Source organism: Arthrobacter antibioticus (genome assembly GCF_030063205.1).
Classification (GTDB): Bacteria; Actinomycetota; Actinomycetes; order Actinomycetales; family Micrococcaceae; genus Specibacter.
In genome coordinates, this window is record NZ_JASISQ010000007.1 from 170,972 (window position 1) to 193,355 (window position 22,384).

Genomic DNA, 22,384 nt, shown 5'->3' on the forward strand with positions numbered 1-22,384 from the left:
GGGCACAAAGGCTTTGAGTTCGATTTCGTCTTAATTGCTATCCCACCGGCCGATAAACAAATCATCGCTACGATCCACAGCCTCCGCCGCGGCTTTTTCGATCCGATGCCGGGCCGCCGCATGGGCCGCGTGTGCGAGGTGGGGCTTATGTGCGGGGCACCACCAACGTCGTGCCGTGGGGGTGTGGCCGCCTCGCCACGACTTAATGGAACCCTTCGAATTCGACGGCAAAGTCCGATCTGTAAAATTCCATGGCAGGCTTGTCCTCGTAGAGCACTCCGTCACGGACAGCGGGAATCGTCATGTCTAGAACCCGCATCGAGCTCCCCGCCATGGCGACAGCCTCAATCCGGTGAAATGCATCGCCGAAATCCTTCGCGAACTCTGCGAGGGCCTTCAGTTTGATTACCGCATCGTCGAGATGCGTTCCGTGTGGGTCTACGATCGATGCCTTCACCTCTCCGCGGACCTCGTGGAAGAACACGAAGTCGGGGTGCATGCTACGCCAGTTACCTTGTGGGTCACGGTAGGCAATTCCGAGCGAATCTACCGCCGAACGCGGAGGGTTTCTGTACCAGGCAAGGGCCCCTGGCCGCTTGAGCTCGACGTCCACCACTTTCCGTTCCCACGCATTGAGGGACGACAATGGAAACAACCCCTCTTCGTCCGACATTAGGTGAAGGGTTGCAAGAGGCGCCAAAGCGATTTGGTCATCAGAATCGAGTGTCTGATAATCCTCCATTCGAGAACGAGGCCTCCCCAATTCGCCCTTCTGAGGCAGAATTGTCATGGCTCGGATCTCTTCATAGTCCTGCTGGCGTACGTCGGGCAGGGACTTGATCGATACACGATGCTGCGCAAACCATCGGTCGACCAGCTGGCTGGCCTCAATATCGACTTTCTCGCGGATCTCTTTGATCATGCTTAGCGCCGCGGTCTTGACGTATGCGTCCCGCAATCCGTCGTCGTCCGTCTCGTCAGTGCCCGCAAGGTGATTAACATATGACTGGGCGATATCGGCACCGAACGCCTTCTTAGCCTCCTCAAAGGCCGAGCGAATAGCTCGGTCGTCGGCGCGCATCGAGAAGTCACGATAACTAAGCTTGGTAGACCCTGAGGTGCCCGAGATCTGCTGCACGTTGACTCGCCACACGTCGTCGATCTGCTTGTCGAGTAGTTGTTGGTATCGAGCAGAATAGCCGTCGAGCACTGAGTGCATCTCCTCCTCCGCGTCAGCTAAGGCACGGTGTTGAACACCGTCCATCGCCAAGGCTTGCGCGAGAGCGACCATTCGCTTCACTGGGCGAGCACCGCGCTTCGGAAGCGTCTGCGTCGGCAGGGTGTCCCAGACCTCCCAGACAGCCTCCGGGATATCTTGGTTCGGTCGCAGCTCTCGCCCGTCGAGCAAGATCTTCTTGCCTCCGACACCGCCGGGCATCTCCTCGAGTTGTCCCGTCAGGTACCGAACAACTTGGCCGGCGGTCGTGCGGTCGAAGAACGGGAGGATGCATTCCACTGAGTTGAGTGCCTCGTCTCCAGGCACACGACGGGCCAGCGGGCTTCGCACCATTCTGCCTAGGAGCTGCGTGATGTGAGTACTGTCTTTCGCTGGACGGAACGACACCATCACCTCTGCACGGGGGCAGTCCCACCCAGTCGAAATCGCGTCTTTCGCGATAAGCACACGGATGGAAGACGTATCCTGTACGCGCTGCGGCTCGATCCATTCAACGTCCCAGCCTCCGAAGTGTTGACGGGTGTGCTCGCCAAACACGTGGGAGACGTTGCCGCTATATAGGTCGGGCATGACTTCAGCTATGGTATCGAGCGCCCGACCGATCGCTTCATGGTCAGGAGTATTCGGTGTCTGAAGTACGAGCAACGGAATGACTCTTTCGGTGAGGCCCTGAGCCTGCGCATAGTCGGCCCACCGATCGGCTGAAGCAACTAACTTCTGTGCCGCAAGCTTCACGAGCGTTGTGTCGAAATTTCCTGCTTCGTTGGGGATGTCAAGACTGACAACGTCTTTGACGAGCCCAGACTCCTGCACTCGGACTGGATCCACCATGACTGCGGGGAAAGCACGCCGATCCTTGGAAGCGTCAGCTTCCCCCATTGCCCTGTTGAAGCGCTCGATGGTCGCCGAAATTCCCCACACGATAGGGACAGATGGATAGCCTGAATGCCCCTGAACGAGGCGACGCACGAGGGTAGTCTTGTCACGACTGGTAGTGGTATTGAACCCACGATGCGCCTCATCGAGCACGAGATAGAGGGTGAGATCATCGTCCTGGATTGTGTTGGAGATCGTTTCCCAGAGCGTGTAACCCTGCAGATCTGGAACTCCGACCGCCGAGATATCAGTTTGATTCTCATCTGTAACAATGTGGCCGCGTGTGAGCTTCGAAGTCTTCGACAATTTTTGCGTGTTGAGGAAGTACACGCGGCCTGGATCCAACTTAGGCTTGGAGAACGGCGGCTCGATGGTAACGAGGTCGGAGGAGGTGAACTTCTCCGATGCGTCCATTAGCCGCATTCTGGTCTGGTCGTTCAGGTTCGGGTCGTCCGAAAACCAAATGACCACGGCTCCTTCGTCTTGCTCGATGTTGAACTTTTCAGATCCATAAAACAGGGCCTCAATCACCGCGGCCGCTATTACGGTCTTGCCCGCACCTGTTGGAGCAGTAAGCGCCAACGACGTTTCGATTCCGTCACGCTGCCAAGAGGTACGCGCTCGTTCGAGGGAGGTCAGCAAGTCATCAACGGCGTCTTCTTGATAATCTTTTAGGGTAAATTTCACAGCGCGCTCCTGCTGGTCTCGATCTCGAAGTTTTGCAGGTAAGCCTCATACATTCGCACCGGTTCGACGCCATCAGGCAGTTCGCGCACCACTGATTCAAACAAACGATCCTCGTCCGTCACGATAAAGGCAATCCGGATCCCCTCCAGTTTTGCGATGGCCTGGAGGAATGCTCCCGCCTGGTTTAAATCGACAATGACGCCATAGGTATCTGTGACTTCCCATCCGGAGGAGATGTCGTCGATGCGACGACCTTCGGCGCCCGCCCTCAACCAGAGCAGAGGTGCGATTTTCGCGAACTCGCGATTGGAGGAAACACGTAGCGGCGCCTCGTATGTAAGAGTGAAGAACTCGACGTTTTCTTCGAATCCGTCAGCCATCGGGAACTCGTCCGTGAATGTGTAGTCACCTTGGATCGGATTCCCAGACGGAGTCGTGCCCGTGACTGCGGCAGCGACTCGGGGTTTTGTTATGTAATCGCAGATACCCCACTGTTCCCACTCATCGTCACCGGGCCGAAATCCTTCACGCCGGAGCCGTAGCTCTTCACTCTCACTTGCCTCATTGTTTGTGATACTAATAGAACGCCTCCTGCCACTATCCTGCCGGTTAAGACGCGCGACCGCGTGCGCCGTCGTCCCGGAACCTGCGAAGAAGTCGACGACAATTGCGTCGGGCTTGTCTCCCACGTACAAACGCAAGGCATCTTCAACTGCGTACAATGACTTCGCAAAATCGAATGCGACTCCGGGGAGCAACTTGGCAAGAATCCCGGTGCCATGTTCACTCGCACTGTGAGCTGCACGGTGCCACAATGTGCGGGGGGCTGATTTCTTGTTGGTAGCGTCTGACCATTCAACAATCATTGCCCCCTGCGAATCCCGCCCAGTCTCAACAATTTCACCATTCTTGAGCTTTTCTAACATCGGTTCGGTGAGATACCAGAGAGGGAACTCTCCCCGTTCAATTCTTACCCGTCCAGTCTTGACGGCACCTTGTGAAAATAGTTCGTCAAACGATTCTTTGATAACTGACCAGCGGCCGGGCGTTCCGTTGGGGCGAGGAGTCGGCCAAACGGCGACAGTGCCGGCCGGAGCAACAATGTCAAGCCCGTCGTCACCGTCAGGAGGAACTTCACCCGAACTATGAATACTTCCGTCAGCTGTACTTATGAATATCGGATAGTACGCTCCGGGCGACTTTGAACGAACGCCGTTTGCCCCCGTTCGAGTCAAGCCTCTCCAACGCACACGAACGCTATCGGTCGCAGGAGGCTCACCAAGCATCGGATCAAATACACGCGCGGGCGCGGCATCACCAAATGCGACGAAGATGAGGTATTCATCAACTCTCGCGAACCCATTTTCCGGAGTTCCTTTTGGATTAATCGACACAGAAATCGTCGATATTCGACCTTCCGGGAAGAGCTGTTCTATTAATAACAAGAGCCTAGGGAACTCGTTCTCGTCGATCGCAACTATCAACACAGAATCGAGGGGGTTCAGAAGCCCTTTTGCCAGATGCAGCCGCCGCTCCATGAACGCCAACCATCGAGAATGGCGGTATAGATCCTCACTGTCAACGTAGTCGTTGTTATACTTCCAGTCCTTCGCTCCTGTGTTGTATGGCGGGTCGATATAGATTGCGTCAACCTTTGCACGATGAGTAAAGAGAAGTGTCTGGAGAGCATGGTAGTTCTCAGCATTAATGACAACCTGGTAGGGCTTGTTTCCGCCTCGCTCCACCTTGCCAGTCGAGACGAGGCCTGGATAGATGGGATCCCGAAATTCTGCGACCACTACCAGATCCTCAACTAGTTCTTCTTTGAGTTCCGCTGTGCCGTCAATCGATTGGAGAGACGCAGTGCGGAGGTCCCCGCCATCTTTCAAGATTGCAAGGACACGCCACAACGTACCGTCGCCCGAACTCGCCTTCGATCCGCGTGGAGGGAGGATGCGCACCTTGTCGCCGCGCCGTACGGGTCGTCCTGGGAGTTGAACAGCTTCTGGCACATGGCGCTCGAAATTCAGTCCAAACGCGCGTCGCCCGGCGAGGGCGTCTACCTCGCGCTTCAAATCTTTTGCGAGGGCGGGGTCGCTGTTTTCGAGCCGCCTCAGCAGATCATTTAGCCGGGACACGGCTCTCCTTCATCGGGAACGGATTTGGTTTTAATTCTTCCAGCTGGAGGCCTATCACTCGTCATCCGACACATCAATTGTGCTACGCGCAAATGTCGCGAGGATACGTGCGTGAGTCTGCCGCGGCAGTTGCCTAGTGCCCGGCTCGCCGAAAGGTGTACCCGGACGCGCGGGCGCCGCGGCCAGCAATTGATCGAGCCCCGGTCGTGTCACTATCAACAGCCCATGTGTGGCCCTCGTACACGTTACGGCGAGGCGCCCGAAGGCCGAGTTGAAAGCATCTAGGTCAGTCGCGCCGTTGAGGGGGTGAATTGCGACAGTGATGCCGTTCGTCTGGCCCTGCCAAGAGTCGACCGTCGATGCGACGATGTCCCGGTCGGTCAGATCGTATTTTTTCTGGAGACGCTCGACTGCCTCAATAGCATCGTCTACCGATTGGTTCCGCGTCGCCAGGATCGTGACCATCGGGTCCATGTGCTCCCCACGGGGGCGTGTGGTCTCCCATGTTCCAGTCGAACGCCCGGAGACATCGTTGTCGTAAACAGCCGATATAAGCGATGCTTCAGCCGCAAAGAACTCCTCCAGCAGAGCCTCCACGAGACCCATCAACGGAAGGTCGATGTCGGCGGCTTCTGGTTGGGGCAGTCCATCGACTTCGAGCAGGGTCGGCACGCCTGTGCCCACCTGCTGCCATATCGCGGCTGGGTCTTCGTCCATCGAGCCGATGTCAATCGATCGATCGCCCGGTCCCGCGACGCAGTCGAGCGACTCCCATTCCGGGTAGAAGGCCCTCCATAACGCGAGATGTCCGACCGCTGGGCGCCATACGGCCGGCAGTTCCTTGGACCAAGTACGCGGATCTTTGTTGTAGTCGGTGGGCCAGGCGCGATATGGGTTGTACCCGGGGTCGCCACGCCAGGGATTTTCGCCGATTTCGAGTGGAGGCAGCTGTCCGACGTCGCCCACACCCACCCAAAGCGGCGCAAGCTTCGTTACCTTGTCGAAGAGATGGTGTGCGATCTGCCAGGCCTCGTCAACGAACAACAAGCCAAAGGGATTGGCTCCGTACGTTGCCGCGCCAAAGTGGTCACGCAAGCGTTTGATCTCTCCCATCGCGCCAAAGCGCGCAACAGTAGCAATCACAACCTTCACAGTATTTGGCAAGTCCTTTGTGGAGGTCACTACTGTTGCGGATTCGAGCACCTCAGCCGGCATTTCATCGTATGCAGCTTTACTTGCCAAGAGAGCCACCGCGTTCTTGCCTAGCGACTCCCCCAGTGAGATAGCGAGCGGCCGCACTTGTTTGTTCGTGAACGCCGTGACCGCGATGCGTTCATCTCGCGGATGCTGTGCTGCCTCGACCACCAGTCGCTTGAGCGCATACGACTTGCCAGCGCCGGCCGCTGCCTTGAGCAGCATGCGTTCCATCGGCGATACGCCCGACAGCATGTCTGCCAATTCGACACTAGCTTCATCGGCAACACGGCTGTTGAGGACCGCGGCTTCTTCGTGGTGCACGCTGCTGTTAGCGACAACTAGCGGGTCAGCGAAGTGGCTCGCCTCTTTATGTTCCACAGTCACTCCAAGTCGTCAATCGTCAGGTCAATTGGCACAGGGAGCGGGCCCAGTTCGAATGGGTTTCCGGCCGCGTCGCCGTCCGACGAGACCTCGAACCCGTCGTCGTCTCGTACCGGTGGCCACGTCTCGGGATTAAGTTCACCCCGTGCCCGTCTGTCGGCGAGCAGATCTGCGAACTCGGCCTCACGGTCCTCATGCGGACGACAACACCACAGGTGCGCCTGAGGTTCGTCGCCGTAAGATTCCGGTAGACAATCGCCCTTCGGCGCCGCCGTCATGTCTGGCAGCGGTTTTTGCACAGAAAGCCACCTGTTTCCCTTCAACGCGGAAAACCACGCAAAGTCTGCAACCACCAATTCATCGCCCCTCGCCACCACGGGAACGACTTGCGGATCCCAGCACAGTCGCTTCGGGAAGTTATCGTCGATTAATTCAAGCGGCCCTATCGCAAGACCATCAATCTTGAAGGTTCCACGCCCTTTCGAATCGACTGAAATGCCGGGCATTTCAGCGCACGCCTCGCCATTGTGGGCAAGTAGCACCACACGTGATTCGGCAGTGATGCGACGTGAATCTACGTCGATCACCAGCGGGTTGACAGACACAACCTTTGCAAAGGAAACGAAGCGGTTGCCAGCGTCGGACGCGAGGTCGCGTGCCGCTTGTGGATTCGACAGCGCAAATAGCTGAGAGGCGCAGGTTCCGTCGCTCTCGATCATCGGCACGAGAGAGTTGCGCCAGGGTCGATATGTACGGCCAAAGCGCACTAGATCAGACGCATGCAGCGTAAGACGCCGCCGCCACACCACCTGCGCATCGGACTCAATCGCACGGTATACCGCGCGCAACGTGGACGATTGAAACCCCTCGAGAGAGTCCAGTGCCCGTTCAAGGATCTGTGCCTTGTACTCCAGTTCCTCGGTTACAAGGTCCTTGTACCGCACGGGATAAGCGGCGGGTGCGTCGTTCGACTTGCCAGAACGACCCACGAGCGCGTTGTGGATCGCATCGGACGCCGCGGTCGTCAACCTGCCTCCTGCAGTGTGCACAGACTCCTCGATCTCATCAGCGAAAGACCGATGTTCAATCGGCGCCTCTCCCCGAGCCTCGGCCCAACCGACGAGATAGTCGAGGCGACCCGAGTTCATACTCGGCCCGCCGGCGACGATTCGATGTGCGAGGACCTTTCGCAGATCGATGACAGTCGATCGCAGCTGGAACGCACGGGCACGGTCTTCTTCGAGCAGCAATGCGATGGCAGTACGCTCTACTTCGGAAATCGCACGCGGGACCGTTGCTGGATCGCCATCGTAGGTCAAGACCGGACGTCCCTGTTCCTTGTCGCGTTGCCATCGTAGGCGGCTCAGTTCAATGCCCGCGAGGTTGTCCGCTATGGATACAAGTACGTCCGCCGTGTCACTGTCAGGCACTAAGAGGTGCACAGAATCGGGTATTCCGTTCCCTGCAGCCTTACGCTGATCACGCATGGAGTGGTTCAGCGCGTTACCGACGCGCCTCACGATCAATCGGCGCGCTTCGAGCGACTGAGGGTTATCGAAGATCGTGTATTCCCACTCTCCTCGTCCATCGTCTGAGACGCGCTGCACGCCGATACCGTGAACATCGAGCGGTGCAGAATCTGATTTGACGATCACGACGTTGACTGTTCCCGGCATCCCGGCCTGGTCGACGCGTCGTTGTCCCGTCAAGTGCGCCACGCCTGTTAGGGTTGCTGCAATATTCGCTGCCGTGGATGCCGGAACGCGACCAACCTCGGTGACACCGTCGATGAGACCCAACGCCTGGCCACGCATGTCGCGGCCGACGCCAATCTCAATCAACAGGTCTGAGGGGTTTTGCGAGCTGCGCAATTCATTGCGACAGTAGGAGAATAGCGTGCAGCTCGTACACGAAGCTGGGTCGAATGTCGCCTCGAGATGTTCAACAAGCGACCGTACGTCCTGGCCAGGTTCGTGACCGGATTCATTAGCTTCGCGGCGACGTTCCTCGATGCGCAACCTTACTTCTTCTTGGTAGTCGTGCAGGTTTTCTACTACCGGTTCAGGCTGGAAGAACGCATTTTTAGGCACTACGAGAACACCGAAAGTGTGCACCCCCATGCCTTTGGGAAGGCGCGACCACACTCGGGCTGACTCCGCTCCAACTGCGACCTGTAGGAATCCTTTGAGCATGCGCTCGTCATTGATGCGTGACCGTATACGTTCATAGTCTTTTGCATCGCCCATCACTAGCCAAGATGAGGTCTTGTCACCTAGCGCTGGTGCAACGATTGCGAAGTCGGGCATCACATCAGTTGCTCGCGTCCCTTCGAACCCGACGAACGGCACCGCCAGCTGGAATACGAGAGTGGCTGCGCCAGTCTTGATGGCACGGTCGTGCGCTGCTTCGAGCACTCGTGCCGTCCGGTCAACTTGTGAGTTGGCGTCCACGGTGACGACCTCAGTCGGGCGGTCGAGAGACAGTGCGCCTACGGTACGTGTTGCAATCTGCCCGGCAAATTTTTCATTGCGAACCATCCGTTCGAACGTCATCGCACGCATCCATCGCGCCTGTGGAATCGTTCCCATAGTATCTGCGACGCCCACCGACTTCGCAAGCTTACGACGAGTCATCCCGGTAACTAGTGGATCGGTGCCACGAAACCGTCCACACGCCGCATGAGTTGATGACGCAACAGCGCCAGAGCCACCTCCCACAACTTCGAGCGCCATCCCCAACCTTTCGCTCACGGCGCCAAGCGGCCGCCACTGATTCTTTGGTGTTTCCTCAACATCAAGTGAAACAGTCCTCTGATTATGCGGGCGTGGCTTAGAGAAGCAAAATCCACGGCTGACCTTTCACGGCGACCAATTACGCCACAGTCGCCGGAGGGGCTTGGATCCCCCAATGAGAGGTAGCGGTCCACGGCATACCTGCCGTCTACCACTCCAACGCAACCGCACTCCGAAGACTGCACGGTTGGAGGCTCCTGTCAGCAGACAGTCACAGTATCCACCACGAATAGGGCCCGAATCCATTGACCACCATAATCGGTCAGGATTCAACTCCAACGAAACGAAGTGGATTCGGATCGTCATCCGATGAATCATCCCCAACAGGAGTTCCCGCACCGCATGAGAACTTCATGCAGCACTCCCCTACGCCACCACCATCTCCCTTTCCCAACACCGCTACAGCCATATGCCATCAATGCCAGTCCTCTCAGTAAATTCGCTCAAACTACCCTAATGCTGTCGAAACCAAAATATCCTTCACACGTCTGGCATCCAAGGTCCTGGCCGTCGGTTTTCGGCACGACGGTCAAGCACGTCGTTGATCCCCTTTTGCCCCATGAACTGGCATGGAAACTACAACTTGCAGGCTCTGCGGAATCGCCTTTGAGCCGCGTCGCACAACTCAGAAATACTGTTCACCCACTTGCTCACGCCGGCACCGAGATCGAGAGTGGCGAAACCGGCACCACGCCGACACTACCCAGACACTGCGAGCGCAGCTTGAATCTGCAGTCATCGAGAACCGCGTCATCCTGGAAGTAACGATGGCCAAGTTTCAGATGCAGCTGGATGCGGCAGAACGGAAGGCTCGGGACCGACTCACATTTCAGGCCAACCGGAATGAGCGTGAGACCGATGTTCTACGCACCCGATTGCGCGACCTTGCGTCAATCAATGTCGAAATCGCCTGTGAAGTCCCGGAACTGAAGGCCCAGATCACCGAGCTGCAGCTGGAGAATGCTCGCCTGATCCATGGCCAGCGCGCCGACTTTCAGGAGCTCACGCAGATTGCAGGTCGGCTGATGGAGCTGTGCTCGCGGCTGGGTCTCCCTCTGGACAAGGCTACGAAGGAGATCTTTCAGCGTCGTGGTTGGCAGACCAGCATTCTGGTACCCGAGCAATGACTGTCTCCATGTCGCGACTTACGGCAGCTGCTGGGCTGAAGTATCTGTTGAAGACGACTATGCAGGACGACCTGGTCAAGCCACTCAATGACGCCACCAGCTATTACGTCAAAGCTGGGACACCGCCAGGCAAATGGCTCGGGCAGGGTCTAGCTGGCATCGATCGCAGTCCGCATCAAGTTGTGACTGGAGCTGATGCCAAAGCGGTGTTCTCACTCGCGGAGCATCCCGACAGACAAGTGGTACTTGGCCGCGCCCATGGCCAAACCACGGTCGCCTACCGGAATGGCGAAGAACAACAGCGCCATGCCGTGGCTGGGTTTGACCTGACGTTCAGCGTCCCCAAATCTGTCTCTGTTTTATGGGCTCTCGCGGACAAGGATATCAAGCAGCAAGTCGTAGCTGCGCACCACCGTGCGGTGGAGTCCGTGCTTGCCTGGCTTGAGAATGAGGTCATCCACACAAGGACTGGGCGGAACGGGGTGGCTCACGTTGGTACAACAGGTGCCGTTGCTGCGGCATTCGATCATTGGGAGTCCCGGGCTGGCGATCCACAACTTCACACTCATCTTGTCATTGCCAATCGCGTTCAACGCAGTACTGACGGTGCATGGACTACCGTCGACTCCCGAACGCTCTATAAGGCGGTCGTCGCAGCAAGCGAACACTACAACGGACTGCTTCTGGACGAACTCCAGCGGGTTCTGGGCACAGTGACAGACTTTCGCTCCCCCACTAACGTAGAGCGCAATTCGGGTCTCGAATTGACCGGAATCGATCGTGAGCTCATCAAGGAGTTTTCCAACCGGAGCAGACTCATCGATGCTGAAACAGACAGGCTCACACTGCTCTGGACTGCCGATCACGGCAAACGACCCAGCTCCACCACCGTCGTCAGGCTCCGCCAAATTGCCACGTTGACGACACGACAACCTAAGGACGAATCCCCACGACCGTTGACAGAACTTCGCGCAAGCTGGCAACAGCGTGCCATCGCCACAGGAAAAACTCCCAGGGCCGTCGTCGAGAATACGATTCAACGCTCCAGACAACGGCCTGTCAGATATTCAGACGTCTCTTTGGAATGGAATGATGCGGTCGCGACCATGGTCAGGGCTGGAGTCGCCCAGCGTCGGGCCACGTGGAACCGCTGGAATCTCCTCGCAGAATCCGAGCGTGTCTGCGCCGGCATCCGTTGCCAGTCCCCCGCCGACCGCCGGCTCCTGATCGACTCAGTCACTACTGCTGCAGAATCCCAATCAGTACCACTCAACAACACCCGTTACGGCCTTCCTGTGACTGCTGCAGATGATCTGAAATACGCTGGTCACTCCGTCTTTGACTTCCCCGGAGCTCGTCTCTACACGGATGCCAGCACCCTAGCCAGTGAGCAATTTGTCGTGGAAGCCCGGAGCACACCAGATGGGCCTACTGTCCGTGTTGCTGCAGCATGCGATCAACTCCTCAACTACCGCCACACGGCCGGCTACGGGTTAGCCCCAGACCAACTCGCCGCTGCGGAAAACGTGCTGTGTAGCGGCAACAAGCTTGACGCCATTGTGGGCCCTGCCGGATCCGGGAAAACCACCACTATGGCTGCCATCAAGGTCGTGTGGGAAAACACCCATGGTGAGGGCAGCGTCGTCGGACTTGCCCCAGCCGCAGCCAGCGCCGAAGTTCTTGGCAAAGAGCTCGGCATTGCGGCAGAAAACGTCGCCAAGTGGCTCTATGAAAGCGCAGGACAAGGAGCAAACAACCGTGCCGACCGGTTCCACGCTCTGGAATCAATGCCACGAACCAGCCATACAGCTGTTGCAGCACAACTGGCAGCGTTGTCACTCCAACAGTCCATCTGGGGCTTCAGGAAGGACCAGCTCGTCATCATCGACGAAGCGTCCATGATCTCCACTATCCAACTCGCCGGTCTGGTCCACCAAGCCCAAGATGCAGGTGCCAAACTCCTACTAGTAGGCGATCCCGCTCAGCTCGACGCAATTGACGCCGGTGGAATGCTCGGGTGGTTGCACCGTGACGGCAAAGCCGTGGAACTCACCACCATTCACCGCTTCACCCACAGCTGGGAGGGCCCGGCGTCGCTTCAACTGCGCGAAGGTAACATCGACGCCGTCGACCTTTACTCTGCTCACGAGCGCATCCGGTACGGCGATTACACGGACATGGTTGAAAATGCCTACCGGAGCTGGTCTGCCGATCTGGGCTCGGGTAGTTCTTCCATCCTGATCGCCCCGGACAACGATACCGTTACCACCCTGAACGAGCGCGCTCACGCCGAGCTCGTTGAATCGGGTCGCGTCGATGCCGAGCACACCGTCGCCCTCGCCGATGGTCTAGCTGCAGGCCGCGGCGACACCATCATCGCCCGAAAAAACAACCGCACGTTGATTGACAGCCACGGCGAATATCTCCGCAATGGCACTCTCCTGCGGATCACCAAGCGTCCATGCAGGGACGGAACCGTCGCCGCCCGGCGTACGGACACCGGCGCCAAGATCATGCTCAGCTCCGTGTATCTCGGCACCTCCGCCGAGCTCGGCTACGCAACCACCGCCCACCGCTCCCAGGGCATCACCGTGGACACCAGCCACATCGTCCTGACACAAGGCTGCCTCACCCGCGAGCTGTTCTACGTCGGGATGACTCGCGGCCGCAACAGCAACACCGTCTACGTATGCGAGTCCGACCCCGCCCTCGACGAACCACAGCCGGGTGGCCCAACCGCCAGTTGGCGACAGATCCTCGGCGAAGTCCTAGCCGCTGAGGGAGCCGAGCGTTCTGCGCACGAAGTTCAAGCTACGGAAATTGCCAAGGGCGACACCCTCCAGCGACTTGCGGCCGAGTACGACTACCTTGCCCAGCTAGCCGCCGCCGAAAACCTGACCCTGGCTATCTCAAAGGTGATGCCCGGCGTCGTCACTCACATTCAGGAATCGCCGTCTTGGGGCGCTGGGGTAGCCGCCTGGCGACGAGCAATGTCTATCAATCCAGCTGCTGCTCAAAGAGTTCTGGAACGTGCCCTGAGGCATCCTAGCGATGCTCAGGATCAAATGGCAGTCCTTCATGCACGCCTTCGCCAGACAGCCAGCAATAGCCCCTCGGAAGCTTCTCCGGATGTCCTTGACGAGCCGCTATTCACCGAGCGCGCGGACCTTGCAGACTTGATCGGCCAGGTACGCGCCCGCACGATCAAACGCCGTGACCGAGTGGCTAGGGAAGCACTCAGCGTTGGATTTCCGTGGGTCCACGCGCTGGAAACAATTCTCGGAACTACGGTAAACCCGGAGCATCGGGCTGAGACTGTCAGTGAGGTTGCGGCATTCCGCGACCGCTGGGAGATTGCCACCTCCACAGATCCGCTTGGTGCAGTTCCCGCCAACTATGAGTGGGAACAGTCAGCCCAGCGAGAGTCCCTGCAGCGGCGGATTCAATCGCTGAACGAACACGCACCTCGTTCGTTGGGGCAACGTGCGGCCGGACTGCCAGCACCGATTGTGCACCAACCCTTTATCCCTGTCGGACCCACGCTCTAAACTGGAAGTCGAAAGGAAGTCGTGCGGTCATGAACCCAATGATCAGACCAACAGTTCCCTCGACGTCACTCGTCATGTGGAGCGTCGCCATTGGCCTGTGCACGCTCTACTTGGTGCCAGCAACACTCGCGAACTGGCCAGCACCACCATGGCTGATAACCATCACCACGTTGCTTGCAGGTTTCTCGGTGGCGCTGGCACTTCGCTGGGCGCTCAAAGTACGCCGTGCCCGGGCTTGGGATGTGAGTGCTCAGTTGCTTTGGCAGCAGTTTGAGGCTGCCCGTCTTGCCGGCGGAACGACAACCGAGGTCACAGTCCTCAGCGTCCAAGAAGTCCAGCCCACTGGTGCTTGGGTGACCATAAACTGGGACCAGTTCGGATATACACAGCCAGCATGGATTGAAGGGAGGGGCGGAACATACTGGCCCGGCTCAGTCGTTCTCATTACCCCCGACCCAATGCAGGTGCACGTCGGCCAGCCCTGGCCACCGACGTATAGAATCGCCGAAAACGACTGCCGCGCTATAGCCCCTTTGTTGAGATAACTGCCGAATTTCTCAGAGTCTCGGACGGCTCGATAAGAACCTATCGATCCAGTACGGCCACCGCTTCGAAGCACTCGCCTGCTTCGATAGAAGCGAACATGTGGAGTCGTGGATCATTCCTTCACAGTTGCGGCAGGAGGCTCGTCAAAACTAGCCTCCTCAAGTAACCAAAAGGGACTCTCGTCGAAGTCGCACTCGCATGAAAGCAGTTGACCGCTACAACGAGGGCACTCTTCCTTGTCGCAGCTCGGTCCATGAAACTCGCCGATGGCTGCGGCGCAATCAGGGCAGTAGTCAAGCGGGGAATCGTGCTCCATCCACGTAGACCAATGTATCTCCGCGCTCCAACAAAGCCGTGAGAAATCGGAATTCTGATACTCGAACTTCGTAGTTGACTGGGCGGCAATCAAACGCCCCGGCCATCTCCGATGCATTCGACGCCCGCGGAACTCAATGAATTCCTTCTTGAAGGATTCAACCAGCGCCATCGCAGTCTTCACGTGGGCATCACTGATTCGTTCGGAAAGCGATCCGTCGAAATGCTGATCGTGGAAGCTATCGAGAAACTCAAAAATGAGGAGGTAGTTCTGTCTTACCTCTTCGGCGATGAGATCTACTTCATAGTGGGTTATGTTATTCCGCCATCGAATCGCAGTCTTGATGGCGTCCATTTCCCACTGCTGAACACCCACCCGTATGTTGGACAAACGGGTGAGTGCCGTGTCCAGCGAAGCAGTCTTGCCCGGCCGATCAACGTTCTCCCAAATTAACAGGTCGTGCTCATCGCGCAGGCGCTGCTTGATCACCAACTCCACCGCGTGAACGAGATTGAGGACAGCAAACTTCCATCTTTTGGGGTCTGCCGATGCGGCCTCTACATAGGCTAAGGACTCATTAAGGGAATCATAAGCATTCTCAATCAGGGACAAACGGAGTTGTGCCCGCTCACGGCTGTCGTTCATGGCAACTTTCTAGTAGGACTGGTGCAGTGAAGAAGCCCCTATTAACGATTGGGACAACGGCCGATCCCTGTCGGAACAATTTTGGATCGAGAAAGAAATCTACTCTTTTAACACTCGTAGTGGAATTTCCCCAAAGTAGCACACCGTGATTCCGGGCTAAACTGTGCACATGTTAGGAGGAACGCTGAGCATCGATAAGTTCAAGATATCGCTTGTACTCTTTCTCGACACGATCGGGGATACCCACAAGTGTCCCCTCCTCCATGCGATATGTCCGTCCTGAATCTCCCCGGAAGGACAGCCAATTGAAACTAGTACTGACCCAGATATCATCGAATATGAGTATTTTGGCGTGGGTGTTTCTAACGCGCACAAATGTAAATTTTTCATATCTGCCTGCCAGATTGGTTAACCTCTTGAGGGCAAATTCGTCAGAGCCACTGTCATCGTCACCATATCCGTGTGCAATAGTCACCGTTACTCCAGCGCGGAGCCGTTGCTCTAGTTTCGCGACGAAATCGGTGTTGACCACAGCTTGACGTACCCATGGCGCAATTAATAGGATCCGCTGCTTGGCTGTCGATAGAGCATCGGCCAGCAGATCGGCGTGCTCGAAGACGCTAACACTCCTAACGAGGGCGGTGGGCGAGCTATCGATGCCTGTACGATCCATGCCAAGCAGTTCTTCTTGGGTGCCGTTGTTGCTAGGTTCAGTTCTCAGGGCCTCCAACTCTGGCTCCAACATTGGCCGTTCGGCCGGCTGTCCAAACGACAAACCCAGCCTTTCAACGGCACCGATACTGTCAAGGGCTAGTCCGTGGGCAGTCGCCAAGTCGTCTTCGATGCAAATCGCGAGTTCAAGTTCTTGACGGTTTTCATCCGCATAAACCAGCATCTTTACGGGGAGGTATCGATGCTTCTTTGCTGCCACCTTGTGAATCCTGAGTACTTGAAGTCGGTCGCCCTTGAAGAGTGCATTAAAACTTGAAGGACTCACATCGTCGATTCCAATGTGAGCGTTTCTAGCCGCTGGAAGGATTGTCATGCCCTTCTCCTGGGCGTCTTTTTTCTCGATCAAGTCGCGTTCTTGGTAATCAGCAAGAGTCCAAGACAAACGATCGAATGCAACTGGCAGCTGCTTCAAGACGGGCTGGGTTGCAGCCAGCTCACGGACAACGTCAGCTCCAATTGGCGTCAACGCCAGCCGCCCGTCTCTGTCTCGCCGCCGCAGATGGCCTTCACCTAGCTGCGCAGCAGCTGCTTCTAGGACGTGTATAGTTTCCAATCCCAGATATGCGGCTATGTCATCTGGGTTGTCGACACCCAATTTAACGAACCGCATAGTAAATGCTTCTGTTATGAGTAGCTCCTTCTTCTCCTGCGCAAGTACGTCGGATCGCAGAACAGTGACTGGAATGGCGGCATTCTCGACAGCAATGAGCTGCAAGCCTGGCCTCGCGTCACCAAATCGACGTTGAAGTATTTGAAATTGTCTAGTCACGGTCGGCCGCCCTTACTATGCAGTCAGCGGGGTGCTTCTCGATATACTCCAAAACAGTGCGCAAGGCACCGCTGGTTCCTCTGATGAACTCAGCATCACCGATGATTGTTAGACCGTATCGGGCGCGAGATAGTGCAACGTTTATGCGGCGCCAGTAGTCGGCACCAAGAAATCCAAGTTTCCCATTTTGATTACTACGGGTAAGCGACAGGAGCACTAGATCGGCTTCACGTCCTTGGACGGCATCGACTGACATGACTGCAGTCGTTAAGTATTTGAATGTCTTGGGAGCCAGCCTGCGCCTTAATTCTTCGACCTGCCGTTTATATGGAGCGATAACAAGCACCTCGAGTTGCCCTTGATCCGGCGGTTTAATAAGTCCGAAGTCCACGGCCTTGTCGATTGCTTCCAATTGTGAAACGAGGAGCTGCGCTTCTGCTCGGTTTGCAAAACTTTCTGTGCCACTCTCATGCCTATGCGTTCCGAGAGTGCCGGTGTCAATCCAAGTTACTGGTCGACCGACCACCTCTTCATATCCAGGCAGACCTTCCGTCTTCGGTGATCGGAGACGACCGTCATAGAAGCAGGTTGAAATGAGATCACCGATTGGTCGCACCATGCGGTATTGCTCTTCGAGCATGACTTGGGAATGTTTGGGTAGATAATCGACCAGTCGCTGGAATAGCGTTTCAGTAACGTCATCTTTTGAGAGTTCGTGTTCCGTGAGCAGTTTTGAGGACCGAAGAAGGTCCTCATCAGTTGGGGGAAGCTGGCGAGTATCGCCAACCAGAATCCACCTCTTTGCTCGCGACATCGGGACCAGCACCTCGGTTAGGGTCGCCTTTGAGGCCTCGTCGACGATACAAAGATCAAATTCGAGCTGGCCCACAGCTTTGTTACGCAGGAATCCCGTGCATGTCCCTGCAACGACTGACGTTCCTGAAAGGAAAATGGAGGTCAGGCTATCCTCGGCACCGATGGCTTCAAGCCAAGCTGCTTGGAGCTTCAATCGATCTAGCAATTCGAAGGCTCGCGGACTCTTTCCTAGGAGTGCATCAATGGCATTTTGTGCCTCTGCGCTCTTGATATTGTTCGGAATCGTTAAGTCGCCAGCCAGATCGGCTTGGGCGGTTGCAACAAGCTCTGTTCGCCTATCGTTAAGCTGATCGAGTCTTGCTTGAAGCCGGTCAGTTGGGTTTTCGTCCTCAATGGCCGTGGCAAGGTCTGAAGCGTTTCTTGATTGAGACGCTATGAGATCGGCGACGTGCTGCTCCACGGTTTCAAGTTCTCTCGAAACGGCTGCCAACTGCTCCAAGGTCAGTGCGGCGCGCAGGTGATTAGCATCAATGCCCAGCTCATGGGCGCGATTGGAAATATTCTTTTCGGCTCTTGAACGGACATCTTCGACCCACCGGCGCGTCTGGGTATCTAGAAGTAGTTCTCTGACGCCTGGTTCAACGACCGAATCATCGACTCCAGCCAGTCGGACCAGCCCTCGCACACCGGCATTATGAAGTCGTTCTACGGCATTGTCGACGGCCACGTGAGTCTGCGAGGCGATGAGAACTCGGGCGTCTGGCTGATGCCTCAGGAACTGAGTCACCGTTTCCGTGATGAAACGAGTTTTTCCCGTTCCTGGTGGGCCCTGGATTGCAAGAATTTCTTTCGTACCGAGTGCCAGCTGCACGGCGTGCTTCTTGATGGGGTCCAACTCGCTGGCCCATTCGGTGATGTCTGGGACTGATGGTTCAGCATTTGAAGTTGGGTCGATAAGTATGTTGCGCAAGTCGGGGCTCGGTGTTGTCCCACTCTTTACAGCGAGTACGGCATTTCGCTGGCGGTTTATTGAAATGGCGGATGGCCGGTCGTAAGGAACTAGAGTAGCAAACGAAGGAAGACCACTAAGTGTACGAAGCGATAATACGGTCAATTGATCCGCGTTTTGATCGATTATTTCACCGTGCCCGAATTTCCTGCCCGAGTGTTGGTCTACAATTTCCCAATCGGTACCGACTAGTTCCTTTTCATGAGGTTCAGCCAATGTAAAGTAAGTGCGGCGTCCATCGGAACGAAATTTCTTGTAGGTTAGTGGCTTATGCTCGCCTCGTGCTAAGTCTTCTCTCGCATCGAGAATACGTAGCCATAGATCAAAAAGCTCATCACCAGCTTGTTGAGATGGTTCGTTGTGTGACGCATCTTTACGGTCATAGAAGTCCTCTATCAGTTGGATGAGGGATTGGCTGGCGTGGTCGCTCAGAGAACGGTTTACAGGTTGGCGAACCGTCCAACTGAAGATTGGTGGCAGGCTGAGGCTGTGACGCCGACCGCCTTCGAGCACCTCAAGCTCCAATGCCGGAGCTGCTGTGACCTTATAGCAATTTCTAGAATAATCACGGCGAACCGTATATCGATGTTCCGAGCCAAATATAAAGATGATGTTTCGGTCGCGTTTCCCAGTTTCCCTGTCCAGCCCGAACGAAGCGAACACTTCACCAGAAAGATCCCTCTGGAGTTGTTCAGCAGCCCTTTCCCTGTCGACCGGTTCGCCAGCTAGTTGCTCTTGAGCCGAACGGGTCAAGTCGAGCCAGATTGGATTCCGGGGCTTTTCTTGCTGAGCAATACGCTGTCCGGCCAGTTTTCGAAATTCTGAGGCTAACTCGCTACCGTTCGCAGGCCGTTCGGTCGGGTCAGGACTAACACACAATTCAAGAAGTGCACGAATCTCCATTGGTACATCGATGGACTCAAGCGCCGTCTTGACATCCGGAAAGTCGCGAATCAGCGATTCACTCAAACACTGAATTAGAACTACGCCAAGACTGTAGACATCACGAACATAGGGGACAGTAGCTTCTAGCTCCGGTGGCGCATAGGGCCCAGACCGGAAGTGCTGGACGGTTAGTTCACTGTGGAGTTGGTCGCCACGAATTTTGGCTATGCCGAAGTCGGCGAGTAGCGGAGCGCCGCTGGCATCAATCAAGATATTTGCTGGCTTTATGTCGCGATGTTCGAATTGTTTCAGATGGGCGTATGCGAGCGCATCAATGAGCGGCCGCCCAATTGTTGCATATAGCTCATCCCAGCCTTGCCAAGGTCGCTCCTTTAGCAAGTCAGCAAGATTGCGGTCGACCCAATCCAACACGAGATAATAGGTACCCGTGTCGTCTATTCCGGCTTCGCGGAACTTGACGATATTGATGTGGCTGAGGTTTCGCAGGGCTCGAGTTTCACGCTCAAAAACCTTCTTTGAGAGTTCGTCATTCGGACCGCTGACAAACTTTACGGCGACGAGCGAAGCGTCTCTCGTATCGAAGCCACGGCGGACCGTTGATAGTCCTCCCACGCGCTGCTCGCCATTGACCAACACAAAATGTTTGCCTACTTGTTCCACTCGGTCCCCTGTCGCGATGGTGCCAGTTGTGATCGGACCCTACCCACAGTCATTCGTGAATTGAGTCACCAAAGAGCTTACGCTGGCGTCACCCCGCGCAGTACCAACGCGCATCAAGTCACTGTGTGCGAATCACCGCCCATGTCGAATGCCTCAGCGCGGCTAATCCGCCTCATTCGAGTGTAGCCATAGAGGCACCATTGGCTGCCTGAGCGACACGAAGAGAGCTGCAATTGGAGTGCCGAAGCCGCGTTTCAGCTGGTCAGCCCAAAGCAGGTCGATGTTGGAATGTCCATTCCAACGATCTCACCGGTGAAACGTACTTCTCTCCATTTCTGATTAGAAAATTCGTAGTGAGAGCCGGCAACCGTCCACCAACAGCGGAATCGTCCAAGTGGTCCAGAATATTCCTACAAGTGGTTGCTACGCGTGCCAGTACGGACTTGGCGATGTCGGTCCGGGACAACAGCTTGCAGCCAGCTGTTGGCGAAACTATGGAGTCGGCTTCAGCTGCGATGACGGCATCTGCCCACCCCGCAAGATAACTTGAGGACTGCGGCCCACGGTCAATGCCGTGGGCGTTCAGCACGGTGTACGCAACCGATTCGGCTTCGACTTCCGCCAGGCCTCGGTGTTCAGCGCTGCTGCCGTAGAGCTGACCGAGAGCGTCATCAGGACCGTGGAGCATGACATGGCCAAGTTCGTGAGCAAGCACGGCAAGTCTGTCGTCGGCATCGAGCCATTCCCCAATGCTGATCTGGTGCGAAGTGAAGTTCGTGTAACCGCTGGCCAGAGAATGTTGGCTGTCAGAAAGGTCCACGGCAAATCCGCGGCCGCTTGCGATATCAACCAATGATGCCCACAGCGCATCGTGGGCGATATTCGCCTCTGCCGTAGGTTCGGCATTGTCACGTGGAACCAGCAGTGGTTCACCCTCAGTTTGCGAAACGTCGAAGACGGACTGCCCCCTCCATCCAACAATGCGGGTCCGGCTGTGGCCCGCCAGGTCATCTGGCGCGTTGAAGGTTTGCTTCATTGCCACCTCACCTTCTTCGTTTGAGTCTGCACGGGCAGTCATTGGCGCAATCACCCAGAGCGCATGCTCACCCTTGAGCACGTATCGACCGTGCCGTTGCCATTCTTTGTAGCCGGCAACCAATGTGGGCGGCTCCTTGCCACGTTCCTGCATCTGCGCCATGAGCATGGCTGCGTTTCCGCCGGAGTATCGCCACAAGGTGGCTGAGTTGTCGAGAAGCTTTTGCCATCGCCATGGCTCATTGACGGCTTGGTCCAGCAGGTCAACGAGCCCCTGTGTCAGCGCTTCAACTCGTTCTGCCGGTGCCATATGACTTGGTGGTGGCGCTATATGGGGCTCCACAACTGCATTTCCAAGCTCAGGAATGGATTCCAACGATTCTGCACTCATTGCCACTACCTCCACAATCACACCCTTAAGGCGTTAACACCGGATACTTGTTCATGGTGATCTGAGCGCTTAACGGCATGTTGAATCCTCATCAGTCCGATTCAGGAGCCCAGCTGGGATTTCCAGGGCCATCCGGCGGCAATGTCCTGCGCGCAGGCACCCTGTGGGCTTGCAGACCCACGCACCCTGCAGTCCGGGTATGTTCACGCATTCGCTCAATACCGGACGTCAGCCGTTCGTGGAATGTGATGGGGCCGAAGCCACCGTCGTCCTCGGTGTAGGAGGCCTGCTCCGCGCGTTGAAGTCCGTAGAGTTCGGCAACCATGTCACTGTGCTTCCACCAGCAGTCTGGAACCACCGAGGTTGGCAGGTGATATGTGTCATTGAGCCATTGGACCCACTGGCCAAGATGCTTCCAAACGGCTTCGGCAGTGCGCGGATCCATGTCACGCCAGCGGTACGTCACGGGGATTCGGTTGGAGCGCCTGCCTTCGGTGGAACCGAACAGCATCGCAGCAAACTCATCCTCTGCTCCTCCACCCACCGTGTATTCAAAAGACTCTTCCTCGTCCATGG

General features: G+C 56.5%; 12 protein-coding genes. 3 read left to right on the plus strand and 9 right to left on the minus strand.

Annotated features, from left to right (window positions below):
• Positions 1–202: 202 nt before the first annotated feature.
• From QMG40_RS14500 to QMG40_RS14515, 4 genes are read right to left on the minus strand one after another with little or no spacing between them, the layout of a single operon-like run.
• Positions 203–2,800, minus strand: a complete 2,598-nt coding sequence (locus QMG40_RS14500; protein ID WP_283531812.1) for a DEAD/DEAH box helicase — start codon at positions 2,798–2,800, stop codon at positions 203–205.
• Complete coding sequence (locus QMG40_RS14505; RefSeq protein WP_283531813.1) at positions 2,797–4,938, minus strand: site-specific DNA-methyltransferase; 2,142 nt, start codon at positions 4,936–4,938, stop codon at positions 2,797–2,799. Before QMG40_RS14505 ends, QMG40_RS14500 begins: the two co-directional genes overlap by 4 nt.
• A 54-nt stretch (positions 4,939–4,992) precedes the next feature.
• Positions 4,993–6,513, minus strand: a complete 1,521-nt coding sequence (locus tag QMG40_RS14510; protein ID WP_283531814.1) for an AAA family ATPase — start codon at positions 6,511–6,513, stop codon at positions 4,993–4,995.
• A 2-nt stretch (positions 6,514–6,515) separates the two neighbouring features.
• The gene (locus QMG40_RS14515; RefSeq protein ID WP_283531815.1) at positions 6,516–9,068 is read right to left on the minus strand and encodes a hypothetical protein; all 2,553 of its coding nucleotides are present in this window, start codon (positions 9,066–9,068) and stop codon (positions 6,516–6,518) included.
• An 809-nt stretch (positions 9,069–9,877) separates the two neighbouring features.
• On the opposite strand from QMG40_RS14515, the gene QMG40_RS14520 reads away from it, so the two are divergent.
• Genes QMG40_RS14520 through QMG40_RS14530 form a run of 3 tightly spaced genes read left to right on the plus strand, consistent with a single transcriptional unit; the run spans position 9,878 to position 14,528 of the window.
• On the plus strand, positions 9,878–10,435 hold the full coding sequence (locus tag QMG40_RS14520) for a hypothetical protein (RefSeq protein WP_283531816.1): 558 nt from the start codon (positions 9,878–9,880) through the stop codon (positions 10,433–10,435).
• Positions 10,436–10,443: 8 nt separating this feature from the next.
• Positions 10,444–13,983: a MobF family relaxase gene (gene mobF / locus QMG40_RS14525; RefSeq protein ID WP_283531817.1), complete on the plus strand. Its 3,540-nt coding sequence runs from the start codon at positions 10,444–10,446 to the stop codon at positions 13,981–13,983.
• A gap of 29 nt (positions 13,984–14,012) precedes the next feature.
• A complete protein-coding gene (locus tag QMG40_RS14530; protein WP_283531818.1) occupies positions 14,013–14,528 on the plus strand; it encodes a hypothetical protein in 516 nt (171 codons plus the stop codon).
• A 113-nt stretch (positions 14,529–14,641) separates the two neighbouring features.
• Here QMG40_RS14530 and QMG40_RS14535 read toward each other — a convergent pair whose 3' ends face one another.
• The 5 genes from QMG40_RS14535 to QMG40_RS14555 all read right to left on the minus strand — a co-directional run bounded on the left by QMG40_RS14535 (position 14,642) and on the right by QMG40_RS14555 (position 22,382).
• Positions 14,642–15,490, minus strand: coding sequence for a hypothetical protein (locus QMG40_RS14535; RefSeq protein WP_283531819.1), 849 nt, complete (start codon positions 15,488–15,490; stop codon positions 14,642–14,644).
• 172 nt (positions 15,491–15,662) lie between these two features.
• Positions 15,663–16,991 carry a phospholipase D-like domain-containing protein gene (locus tag QMG40_RS14540; protein ID WP_283531820.1) on the minus strand — a complete coding sequence of 443 codons (1,329 nt, stop codon included), beginning with the start codon at positions 16,989–16,991 and terminating at the stop codon, positions 15,663–15,665.
• Entirely contained in the window at positions 16,984–20,382 is a 3,399-nt protein-coding gene (locus tag QMG40_RS14545; RefSeq protein WP_283531821.1) for a serine/threonine-protein kinase, read from the minus strand. Before QMG40_RS14545 ends, QMG40_RS14540 begins: the two co-directional genes overlap by 8 nt.
• 262 nt (positions 20,383–20,644) lie before the next feature.
• Positions 20,645–21,808 (minus strand): ArdC-like ssDNA-binding domain-containing protein, encoded by a 1,164-nt coding sequence (locus QMG40_RS14550; RefSeq protein ID WP_283531822.1) that lies wholly within the window; start codon positions 21,806–21,808, stop codon positions 20,645–20,647.
• A gap of 91 nt (positions 21,809–21,899) precedes the next feature.
• Positions 21,900–22,382: a hypothetical protein gene (locus QMG40_RS14555; RefSeq protein ID WP_283531823.1), complete on the minus strand. Its 483-nt coding sequence runs from the start codon at positions 22,380–22,382 to the stop codon at positions 21,900–21,902.
• Between the last annotated feature and the right edge of the window lie 2 nt (positions 22,383–22,384).

Bases quoted from the DNA above. Each gene is read 5' to 3' on its own strand.
- QMG40_RS14515 (WP_283531815.1), bottom strand. From the start codon at position 9,068: ATGACGTTCGAACGGATGGTTCGCAATGAAAAATTTGCCGGGCAGATT.
- QMG40_RS14520 (WP_283531816.1), top strand. From the start codon at position 9,878: ATGGAAACTACAACTTGCAGGCTCTGCGGAATCGCCTTTGAGCCGCGT.
- mobF (WP_283531817.1), top strand. From the start codon at position 10,444: ATGTCGCGACTTACGGCAGCTGCTGGGCTGAAGTATCTGTTGAAGACG.
- QMG40_RS14530 (WP_283531818.1), top strand. From the start codon at position 14,013: ATGAACCCAATGATCAGACCAACAGTTCCCTCGACGTCACTCGTCATG.
- QMG40_RS14535 (WP_283531819.1), bottom strand. From the start codon at position 15,490: ATGAACGACAGCCGTGAGCGGGCACAACTCCGTTTGTCCCTGATTGAG.
- QMG40_RS14550 (WP_283531822.1), bottom strand. From the start codon at position 21,808: ATGAGTGCAGAATCGTTGGAATCCATTCCTGAGCTTGGAAATGCAGTT.
- QMG40_RS14555 (WP_283531823.1), bottom strand. From the start codon at position 22,382: ATGGACGAGGAAGAGTCTTTTGAATACACGGTGGGTGGAGGAGCAGAG.